Consider the following 10733-nt stretch of genomic DNA (forward strand, 5'->3'; position numbering starts at 1 on the left):
GTCAGCGGCTTCCCGGCCGGTCCCGGCGTAGTTCGCCCACCCGCCGTCGAGCAGGTCCGCGCTGGAGGCCAGTGCCTTTTCGAGTTCTTGATTCGGCATCGTCTTCGACCGTCAGGGGCACGTCGTCGGCGTCGCCCAGCGTGAGCACGAGCAGATCTTCCCGCAACCGGGCTGGGTGGAGCACGATCCCGAAACCATTTGGCGCGATACCGAATTCGTCCTCGGCGACGTGCTGGAGCACAGCGGGCTCGGCGCTGAGGACATCGCCGCGGTGGGGGTCACCAACCAGCGCGAGACGACGGTGGTGTGGGATCGCGTGACCGGGCGGCCGGTGTACAACGCGATCGTCTGGCAGGACACCCGGACCGACCGGCTGTGCGCCGAACTGGGCGGCGACGCGGGACCGGCCCGCTACCAGGATCGCACCGGCCTCCCGCTGTCCACCTATTTCGCGGGGCCGAAGCTGCGCTGGATCCTGGACAACGTGCCCGGTGTGCGCGAGCGCGCGGAGGCGGGCGAGCTGTGCTTCGGCACCGTCGACAGCTGGGTGCTGTGGAATCTCACCGGCGAGCACATCACCGATGTGACCAACGCCTCCCGCACCATGCTGCTGGACCTGCGCTCCTTGCGGTGGGATTCGGAGATCTGCGCGGAGTTCGGCGTGCCGGAGTCGATGCTGCCGCAGGTGCGCAGTTCCTCGGAGGTCTACGCCCCGATCAGTTCCGGACCGCTGGCCGGGGTGCCGGTCGCGGGCATCCTCGGCGACCAGCAGGCCGCCACCTTCGGCCAGGCCTGCCTGTCGCCGGGCGAGGCCAAGAACACTTACGGCACCGGCAATTTCATGCTGCTCAATACCGGAACCACACCGGTGTTCAGCAAGCACGGCCTGCTCACCACGGTGTGTTACCGCCTCGGTGACGCGGACGCGGTGTACGCCTTGGAGGGCTCGATCGCGGTCACCGGCTCCCTGGTGCAGTGGTTCCGGGACAACCTGGGCATCATCTCCGCCGCCGACGAGATCGAGCCGCTGGCCCGCAGCGTCGACGACAACGGCGGCGCCTACATCGTTCCCGCCTTCTCGGGGCTGTTCGCTCCCCGCTGGCGTCCGGACGCGCGCGGCGTGATCGCCGGGCTCACCCGTTTCGTCACCAAAGCGCACCTCGCGCGCGCGGTGCTGGAATCCACCGCGTTCCAGACCCGCGAGGTGGTCGACGCGATGCGCGCCGACGCCGAGTCCCAGCGGCTCGGATTGGAGCTGACCACGTTGAAGGTGGACGGCGGCATGGTCGGCAACGACCTGCTCATGCAGTTCCAATCCGACATCCTCGACGTACCCGTGGTGCGCCCGGTGGTCAACGAGACCACGGCGCTCGGCGCGGCGTACGCGGCCGGGCTCGCCGTCGGGTACTGGGCGGGCACCGACGACATCCGCGCCAACTGGACCGCCGACAAGACCTGGCACCCCGCCATGTCGGACGCCGACCGGGCCGAGCGCTACGCCGCGTGGAACAAGGCCGTCGAGCGCACCTACGGCTGGGTGGACTGAGGACCGCACCGGACGGGATTTCGCCCGCCGTGCCGCCTCCCTTCGACCGGTCACGGGAACTGATCGGCGACCGCTGCGAGCCGAGTCAGGGGCGGCGGCAGTGTCGCCGCGGACCCGGTCTCGCAGTAGACCTGTGAGACAAAGATCGGGCCGGTTCGAAGATCGAACCGGCCCGATCGAGATGGCCGAGACTCGGTCCCGGCCGACGAACTCCGTCAGCCCGGATGGCACCACGTCGTCACCGGCTGGCAGTGGTGCGCCGAAGCGACACCCGGCATCAGCGAAACCATGCCGACGGCAATCACAGCGCTCGCAAGCATTTTCACGATCATCGAATTACTCCCCTCCTATTGGATGTGCGCAACCCTATCGGGTGAATCCATCCGGAGGCAATCGAAACTCGTTGCGCCCGAGGCTATTCACCTATGGCACGTGCCAAGCGCGCGACCGCCTCCCGAAGCGTCGCCGCCTCCGAGGTGGTGAAGCACAGACGCATCGAATTCCGATGGGCGCCGGAGACCGCGAACGCCTCGCCGGGGACATAGGCGACGCCGAGATCGACGGCGCGGGGCAACAAGTCCACGGTGTCGGTGCCATCGGTGAAACCGACCCATACGAACATGCCACCGGCGGCGTCGGTGCTCACCAGCCGGTCACCGAAGCGCGTACGCAGCTCGTCCACCAGGACACGCGCTCGCGCACCGTAGGCCCGCCGGACCTCCCGCACATGCGCTCCCAGCCACTCGTCATCCGCGAGCAGTTCGGCGGCGATCTGCTGGGTCAGGGCGGATCCGCACAGGTCCGCGCCCTGCTTCAACAACTCCACACCCCTGCACACCGCGTCGGGCGCGGTCATCCAGCCCACCCGCAAGGTCGGAGCCAGCGTCTTCGACGCGCTCGACAGCCGGATCACGTGAGACGAATACGCCGCGACCGGCTCCGGCGACGGGTTGTCGAACCACAGCTCGCCGTATGGATCGTCTTCGATCACCCAGAATCCATACCGTTCGGCGAGTTCGGCGAGTTCACGACGACGCCCCGGGCTCATGGTGACGCCGCGCGGATTGTGGAAATTGCTCACCGTGTGCACCAGCGCGGGCCGCTCGCCGCGGCCGAGCAGGTCGGCCAGCGCGTCGACCCGCATACCCTCGGCATCCAGCGGAACGGTGACGATGCGCGATCCGGCGGCACGGAACACTTGCAGCGCGCCGACGTACGCCGGATCCTCGACCACGACGAGCGCACCCGGGTCCAGCAGTACTTCGGCGAGCAGCGACAGCGCCTGCTGCGAACCGTGGGTGACGAACACCTCCTCGAGCGGCACCGGCCGCCCCAGCCGCACGGTCTCGCGTGCCGCGAGCACCTCACGCAGCGGGCCCCAGCCCGCCGATTCGGTGTATTGCAGTCGTGCGCGGTCCGCCAGCGCCGACTCCGCGGCCTGCGCGATCCGGTCACGCGGCATCAACTGCTCGTCGGGCAGGCCGCCCGCCAGACTGACCACGTCGTCGCGCGCGGCCACCTTCAGCAGATCACGAATCGCCGAACTCTGCAGACCGCCGAGCCGCCGGGCCAACGGTGGAGTGATCGACGACATGGACACCTCCGAGGAATGCGCGATACTCCACTGTCGCACATTCATACCAGACTCTGAAATCAGAATCTCACATTTTGAGAAGATGGCCTCAATCGATCAGATAGATGAGGGTCCGTCCCTCCAGGTTCACGGTGGTGATGACGGGGAAGTACTTGGCCTCGGTGCCGTCGGGACGGCGTTCGGTGAGCTCGACGTTGAAGCGGTCGGGGGCCATCTCCGCGATCCGCAGGCAATAGGCCGTGCCCTGCGGGATGTGCTGGTCGATGGTCTTCTGCAGGTCGGCAGGCGGTTCGACGTTCGCGCCCGGTGCCACGAAAGTGTGCGCGCGGACAGCGCTGCGCTCGGAATAGTACGCATGCTCGAAGCCGAGAATCGCGCGGATCCCACTGCTCGTATCACCCGCACCGTTGCCGAAGGTGACGTTGCCCTCGGTGCGGGTCGGGCAGTTCATCACCACGGCGCTGGTGGCGGCCGAAGCGGCCGTGCCGTCCTGGCCGTCATCGCTGCCGCCTGCCATCACGATGGTCACAGTCAGGGCCACCAACGCCACCACCGCCGCGAGCGTCCCCAGCACGACCCAGCGCCGCGAGGGACTACGCCGCGCAGGCGGCGGCTTCTCGGGAAGGCGCAGCGCAAGCCGCATGGCGACCGGGTCCTCGGCCCAGGACAGAGCCGACTCGGCGGGCGGCGGAGGCTTCGGAACGCCGCCTTCCAGCGTCGGCCGGTTCCACCACGACTCCTGCTTGCCGTCCTTGGGCTGCGGGCGCGCGGCCTCCGCGGCAGGCGGCGGGGGCTGGGCAGCCGCGGGCGGCGCTACCGGCCGTTCGGAGTAGACCGTCGAATCCGGCGCGCGAAACTGCGGGGACAGTGCGGGCGTCGTCTCCGGCTGCCCTGCCGGACGCCAGGTGAGTTCGGGGTGGTCGGTCGACTGCTGCGGCACCTGCCAGCCCGGGCCGGTGTTCGCGCCCATCGGGGGACCGAATTCCGCGACGGGCGGCCCGAACTCGGAAACCGGCGGTCCGAACTCCCCCAACGACGGACCGAACTCCGAACCGGACTGGTCGGATTCGTTCTCCCTCGCATCACCCTCGGAGGTCACACCCAATCCTTTCCCAGGACACACAAGTGGGGCGGCCGCGAACGGCCGCCCCACCCGTCGAAAACAGCACGTGTCAGTACTGGAGTGAACCACCCCACTGCGTGGTGGCACCACCCACGTCGACGGTCTGCGGGGCGAAGTCGCCCGGCTGAAGCGGAAGCTTAACCTGTGCGGCGGCTTCCAGGGCGGCCGCGCCGCCCGGCTGCTCGCGGATCCAGTCCTCCACCGCGGCCTTGGCCTGGTTCAGCTGCGTGGTGTCGAACACCGAGGTGGTGTTGTTCGACGCCAGGCCCTCGCCACCGGTGTAGGTGGTCAGCTTGACGGTGTTCTTGTCGACGAACTCCACCGAGACACCGGCTTCGCCCGCGCCGGTCGGCGTGCGGTAGCCGATGGTGCCGACGTACCCGGCCTCGTTACTGAAGTGGTGGGTGTTGGCCACATGGCCCGGCAGCAAGGTGCCGCCGTCGATGTTCGCGCCGATCTCCGCATGCGGACCGGTCATCTCCACGACCGGGGCTGCCGGGGCTGCCTCCATGCGTGGCGCCTGCCAGCGCGGCTGCGCCTGCGGCTGCACCAGCGTGGAGCTCTCGGGTTGCCGTGCCGGGGCGTTGTCGCTCTGGGCGTCCGGCTGCGGCGCGGCCTGCTGGCCGGGCTGCGGAGCCGCCTGCTGCCCGGGCTGCGGCGCGGCCTGGTCCGGCGAGACCGCGGCCTGCGGGTCGCTCGGCTTTTGCTGGCCGGGGACCGGCAGCGGCGCGACACGCGGCGGGGTCACGCCCGGCTGGGTCGGCTTGGCGAGCTTCGGATCCTTCTGATCGGGCGCGGCGTGGTCCGACTCCGGCGTGGTGACGCCCGGCTGACGCGGCGTCGGCTTGCTCTCCGGCTTCTCCGAATCCTGCTTGGACTCGGGCTTGTTCGGCTCCGGCTGCGTGGTCTCCGGGGTGCTCGGCGACTCGTTCACGCCCGGCTGCGTGGGAGCAGGCGTCGGCGGAGTGGTCGGATCGTTCGGAGCCGCCCCGGCAGGCGCAGCGAAGAGAGTGGCCACTGCAGCCGCTGTGGCCAGTGGCAACGAGGTGCTCGCCATCGCTCGCTGCGCCCGACTCGGCTTACGATGTTTCACTTTTCGCGCTTCCTTCCCGGGTGCGGCCGAATCGGCCGCATACAGGTTGTCCCTGGGTGAGACGCCTGATCGTCGAACGACCCGGGCCGTTCGCCGTGCCGATTCGGAAAGGACCCTTCCCCCCACACCGAACTTCGCGACCGTCCTTCGATCGCATCTCTGCCGAGAGTGAACCACATGTGCGCACGATGGGCAACGCGGCGAATAGCCATGGCTGGCAAGAGCGCCCGCATCCCGCGCCTGCCCCGAGTTCACCTGGCACGATGTCCGGGATCGGACACGGCACCGGATGCGCCGGGAAGAGGTCAGTCGAGGTCGTCGTGCCGCATCAGCAACCGAGCCGCCTCGGTCACCGAACCCGTGAGCGACGGGTACACCGAGAAGGTCTGGGCCAGGTCGTTGACCGTCAGATTGTTCTGCACCGCAAGGGCGATCGGCAGGATCAGCTCCGAGGCGATCGGCGCGACGACGACGCCGCCGATCACCACGCCGGTCGCGGGACGGCAGAAGATCTTGACGAAACCACGCCGCAGACTCGACATCTTGGCGCGCGGGTTCGTGTTCAGCGGCAGCATCACCGTGCGCGCGGGAACCTCGCCGTTGTCGATCGCGGTCTGGCTGACGCCCACGGTCGCGATCTCCGGCCGGGTGAACACCGCGGAGGCGACGGTCTTCAGGCGAATCGGGCTGACGCCCTCGCCGAGCGCGTGGTACATCGCGATGCGTCCCTGCATCGCGGCCACCGAGGCCAGCGGCAGCAGGCCGGTGCAGTCGCCCGCCGCGTAGATGCCGGGCACCGAGGTGCGCGACACGCGGTCGACCCGCAGGTAACCACCGCGGTCGAGTTCGATGCCCACCCGCTCCAGCCCGAGTCCTCCCGTGTTGGGCGTCGAACCGACCGTCATCAGCGCGTGCGAGCCGGAAACGGTGCGCCCGTCGGAGAGCTTGACCACGATGCCGTCGGCGGTGCGCTCCACCGCGTCCGCGCGCGCGTGCTTGACCAGTTCGACGCCGCGCTCGGCGAGCGCGTCCTCCAGCACCAGCGCGGCGTCGGCGTCCTCGCCGGGCAGCACGCGGTCGCGGCTGGAGACCAGCTTCACCCGCACACCCATCTCGGTGTAAGCGGAGACGAACTCCGCGCCCGTCACACCGGAACCCACGACCACCAGGGTCTCCGGCAGTTCCTCCAGGTCGTAGAGCTGACGCCAGTTGAGGATGCGCTCACCGTCCGGTTCCGCGCCCGGCAGCACCCGCGGGCTCGCGCCGGTGGCGATCAGCACGACCTCGGCCTCGATGGTCTGCTGCGCGCCGTCGGCCAGCTTGGCCAGCACCCGGTGCGCGGCAAGGCCGCCGCCGCGTTCGATCAGCTCGCCGTAGCCCGCCAGCACGGTCACTCCGACGGTTTGCAACTTCGAGCGGATGTCGGAGGACTGCGCGAGCGCCAGCGCCTTCACACGCGCGTTCACCTCGGTCAGCTGCACCTGCGCCTGATTCGGGTCCAGGGTGATGCCGAGATCGCGAGCGCGGCGCAGGTCGGTGCGCACGCCGGTCGAGGCGATGAAGGTTTTCGAAGGGACGCAGTCCCACAGCACGCACGCCCCGCCGATCCCGTCGGAATCGATCAGCGTCACCGACGCTCCGTGCTGGGCCGCCACCAGGGCCGCCTCATAGCCGGCCGGTCCGCCACCGATGATCGCGATGCGGGTCATTGATACCTCCGCTCGTGCTTCGCGCCGGGATCTCCGGCACGGGGTAAACGTTATCCGGCAACCACCTCGCACCACCGACCGCGTTACCGCTGCGCAACGGGTCCCCGCCGCGCGCCGCGCCGCAGGTGCGGCAATCGAACGCGGTCTGTGAAGATTATTGGCTACCCTTTGCTGGTGCCGATCTATGCCGCTTACGGGTCCAACATGGACTCGACGCAGATGCTCGAGCGCTGTCCGCACTCCCCCATGTCCGGGACGGGCTGGTTGGAGGGCTGGCGGCTGACCTTTGCCGGTGACGACATCGGCTGGGAAGGGCCTCTCGCGACGGTCGTCGAGGACCCCGGTTCCCGGGTCTTCGTCGTGCTCTACGACGTATCGCCGGAGGACGAGCAGCGGCTGGACCGGTGGGAGGGTTCGGACTTCGGTATCCACAAGAAGATCCGCTTGCGCGTCACCCGCAACGCCGACGGCGGCGAACCCACGCTGGCCTGGCTCTATGTGCTGGACGCCTACGAGGGCGGCCTGCCCTCGGCCCGCTACATCGGCGTGATCGCCGACGCGGCCGAAAAAGCGGGCGCGCCAGAGGATTACGTGCACGCCCTACGCACCCGCAACAGCCGCAACGTCGGCCCGGGCAACTTCGGCTGACCCCCCGTCACACCGCACAGACGGCGGCCTGGCCGACCCTTCCAGGTCGGCCAGGCCGCCGGCACACTCCCAGCCTTTCGAGTGCGAGGCCATCGAGCACCGTTCGCGGCCCGGCGCGCGTCCGAGTGGACGAAGCGCATGCGCCGCAGGCGCGAGTCTCGCCCTCGGACGCGCGCCACAAAGGGGCCGCGAACACCCAGCGCCGCAGGCGCTGGAAATCAGACGGAGCCCGCGTCGAGCACGAGATTGCTCAGCACCCGGACGCCGACCGCGAGCGCCCGCTCATCGATGTCGAAGGTCGGCTGGTGCAGATCCAGCTGTTCGCCCTCGCCGGACCAGACGCCCAGGCGCGCCATCGCGCCCGGCACCTTCTCCAGGTACCAGGAGAAGTCCTCGCCGCCGCCGGACTGCGGGGTGTCGGCCAGCGCGTCGGGGCCGAGCGCGCGGATCGCGTCCTCGAAGATGCGGGTGGAGTGCTCGTCGTTGACCACAGGGGGCACGCCGCGCCGGTAGTTCAGCTGGTAGCGCACGCCCGTCGGGGCCAGCAGGCCGTCGACGATCTCGCGCACCATCGGCTCCAGCAACGACCAGGTGCCGTGGTCTCCGGTGCGGATGGTGCCGGTGAGCATGCCGGTCTGCGGAATGGCGTTGGGCGCCTTCCCCGCGCTCACCGCACCCCACACCATCACGGTGCTGGTGCGCGGATCGATGCGGCGGCTGAGCAGGCCGGGCAGGCCGGTGATGACCGAGCCGATCGCGTAGACCAGGTCACTGGTCAGATGCGGACGGGAGGTGTGGCCGCCCGGCGAGTCGAGCACCAGCTCGATGGTGTCGGCGGCGGAGGTGATCGCGCCCACGCGGATGCCGATCCGGCCAACCTCGAGGCGCGGGTCGCAGTGCAGCGCGAAGATCCGCTCCACGCCCGTCATCGCACCGGCGGCGACCACGTCGATCGCGCCGCCCGGCATGATCTCCTCGGCGGGCTGGAAAACCAGCCGCACGCCGACCGGCAGTTCCGGCGCCTCGGCCAAGGCCAGTGCCGTGCCGAGCAGGATGGTGGTGTGCGCGTCGTGGCCGCACGCGTGCGACACGCCCGGCACCGTGGAGGCGAAGGGCAGTCCGGTGAACTCTTGCAGGGGCAGCGCGTCCATGTCGGCACGCAGGCCGATGCGGGGGCCGTCCGGTCCGATATCACAGATCAAGCCGGTGCCGCCGGGCAGAACCTGCGGCGTCAGACCCGCCTTGGTCAGCCACGCCGAGACGAACTCGGTCGTGCCGAACTCGGTACGGGACAGTTCCGGGTTGGCGTGGATGTGCCTGCGCCACTGGACGAGATCGACCGTGTGGTCGGCCAGCCACGACTCCACCGCTTCCCGCCCGGATCCCACGGTCTCCGACGCTGCGGAGCTGCCGGGGCCCTCCGTGGCCACGCGGACGCCCGCTGCCGGGCCCGTCGCCTGCGCCGCCGAACGGCCGGTTGTGCTCACCGAATGTCCTCCTGTCGTTGAACTAGCCGTTGCAACAACCTGTCTCTATGGATGTCATCGCGGGCGACGGCGATTGCGGTACGCGCGAGCGAGAGCGCACCGTCGAGGACCGCACGATCCGCCGAGGCGTTGACGCTGGCCGCGGCGAAGCCTGGCTGATGTGTCACCGCACCACCGGCATCGATGCCGATGACCGGGTGAATGCCCGGAATGACGTTGGTGACGTTGCCCATATCGGTGCTGCCCAGCGGCCGCTGCGCCTCGAACTCCGGAGCGAGCGGCACGCGTCCCAATCCGGTGAGCTGCTCGCGATAGGCCAGCAGTAATTCCGGATCCGGGGTCAGCTCGGTATACGTCGGCGCGAGCGTCCGGATTTCGTGGGTGCAGCCGGTCGCGAGGGCGCCCGCCTCGAAGCAAGCCGACGCTCGTCGCGTCAGATCGTCGAGGGATGCGGAGTCGACTGCGCGTAGGTAATACAGCAGTTCCGCACGTCCGGGCACGATGTTGGGAGCTACGCCACCGTCGCCGACTATACCGTGCAGTTGCTGGCCAGGCAGGAGATGCTGCCGCAGCAACCCCAGAGCAACCTGCGCCACGGTCACCGCATCGCCCGCGTTGCGACCCTGCTCCGGGGCCGCGCTGGCGTGCGCCTCCCGTCCGTGGAAGACCACCGACACGTCGGCCAGAGCCAGCGAGCGGGCGCCGACGATGTCGAGCGGACCCGGGTGCACCATCATCGCCATCGCGACGTCGTCGAACACTCCGCGCTCCAGCATGAGCACCTTGCCACCGCCGCTCTCCTCGGCGGGCGTGCCGAACACCAGCACGGTGAGATCCAGCGCGTCGGCGACCTCGGCGAGACCGAGCGCCGCGCCCACCGCGGCCGCGGCGATGATGTTGTGCCCGCAGGCGTGCCCGATCTCGGGCAGCGCGTCGTACTCCGCGCAGAGACCGACGGTCAGCGACCCGCTGCCATAGCGCGCGCGGAAAGCCGTCGGCAGGTCGGCGACCCCGCTCTCGATCTCGAAGCCGCGCTCGGCCAGCGGTGCCATAGTCTTGGCGACGCTGCGAGTCTCCTCGAACGCCAGCTCGGGTTCGTCGTGAATCGAGTGCGAGAGCCCGATCAATTCGGCGGCCGTCGCCCGGATGGCGGCGTCACTGCGAGCGACAGCGTCGACCTCGCACACGGCGTTGCCGTCGTGCTGCGCTCCTCGGCGCCCGCTGCGCGATGGTGGCATGCAACACAGTCTCGCACTGTATTTGTTTTCCAGCGCCTTCGGCGCTGGGTGTTCGCGGTGCTGTGTTGGTTTTGCCAGCGCCTGCGGCGCTGGGTGTTCGCGGCCCTGTGTTGGTTTTGCCAGCGCCTGCGGCGCTGGGTGTTCGCGGCCCTGTGTTGGTTTTGCCAGCGCCTGCGGCGCTGGGTGTTCGCGGCCCCTTCATGGCTCGCGTTTGCGCGACCGCCGCTTGCTCCTTCGTCGCCTACGCGACGGCCGCGCAAACGCGAGCCGGGCCGCGAAAGGCGCATGCTCGGTC

General features: G+C 69.5%; 8 protein-coding genes. 2 read left to right on the forward strand and 6 right to left on the reverse strand.

What is annotated here, in order from left to right:
- The first annotated feature begins 97 nt into the window (after positions 1 to 97).
- Positions 98 to 1546: a glycerol kinase GlpK gene (gene glpK / locus ABZ803_RS35060; protein WP_357046158.1), complete on the forward strand. Its 1449-nt coding sequence runs from the start codon at positions 98 to 100 to the stop codon at positions 1544 to 1546.
- A 415-nt stretch (positions 1547 to 1961) separates the two neighbouring features.
- Here the strand turns inward: glpK and ABZ803_RS35065 are convergent, their stop codons facing one another.
- From ABZ803_RS35065 to ABZ803_RS35080, 4 genes are all read right to left on the reverse strand, one after another.
- The gene (locus ABZ803_RS35065; protein WP_357046151.1) at positions 1962 to 3140 is read right to left on the reverse strand and encodes a PLP-dependent aminotransferase family protein; all 1179 of its coding nucleotides are present in this window, start codon (positions 3138 to 3140) and stop codon (positions 1962 to 1964) included.
- 88 nt (positions 3141 to 3228) lie between these two features.
- Positions 3229 to 4239: a hypothetical protein gene (locus tag ABZ803_RS35070; protein WP_357046153.1), complete on the reverse strand. Its 1011-nt coding sequence runs from the start codon at positions 4237 to 4239 to the stop codon at positions 3229 to 3231.
- A 73-nt stretch (positions 4240 to 4312) separates the two neighbouring features.
- Entirely contained in the window at positions 4313 to 5197 is an 885-nt protein-coding gene (locus ABZ803_RS35075; RefSeq protein ID WP_245548829.1) for a hypothetical protein, read from the reverse strand.
- Positions 5198 to 5661: 464 nt separating this feature from the next.
- A complete protein-coding gene (locus ABZ803_RS35080) occupies positions 5662 to 7065 on the reverse strand; it encodes an NAD(P)H-quinone dehydrogenase (protein WP_040865033.1) in 1404 nt (467 codons plus the stop codon).
- Positions 7066 to 7239: 174 nt separating this feature from the next.
- Between ABZ803_RS35080 and ABZ803_RS35085 the strand changes: the two genes are divergently transcribed.
- Positions 7240 to 7713, forward strand: a complete 474-nt coding sequence (locus ABZ803_RS35085) for a gamma-glutamylcyclotransferase (RefSeq protein WP_040865062.1) — start codon at positions 7240 to 7242, stop codon at positions 7711 to 7713.
- 218 nt (positions 7714 to 7931) lie between these two features.
- Here the strand turns inward: ABZ803_RS35085 and ABZ803_RS35090 are convergent, their stop codons facing one another.
- Both ABZ803_RS35090 and ABZ803_RS35095 read right to left on the reverse strand, forming a co-directional pair.
- Entirely contained in the window at positions 7932 to 9101 is a 1170-nt protein-coding gene (locus ABZ803_RS35090; protein ID WP_357046160.1) for a M20 family metallopeptidase, read from the reverse strand.
- Between the two features lie 95 nt (positions 9102 to 9196).
- Entirely contained in the window at positions 9197 to 10438 is a 1242-nt protein-coding gene (locus ABZ803_RS35095) for a M20 family metallopeptidase (RefSeq protein ID WP_357046156.1), read from the reverse strand.
- Positions 10439 to 10733: the final 295 nt, after the last annotated feature.

The sequence above is a fragment of the Nocardia sp. NPDC047648 genome, from assembly GCF_040642815.1.
GTDB lineage: Bacteria > Actinomycetota > Actinomycetes > Mycobacteriales > Mycobacteriaceae > Nocardia > Nocardia gamkensis.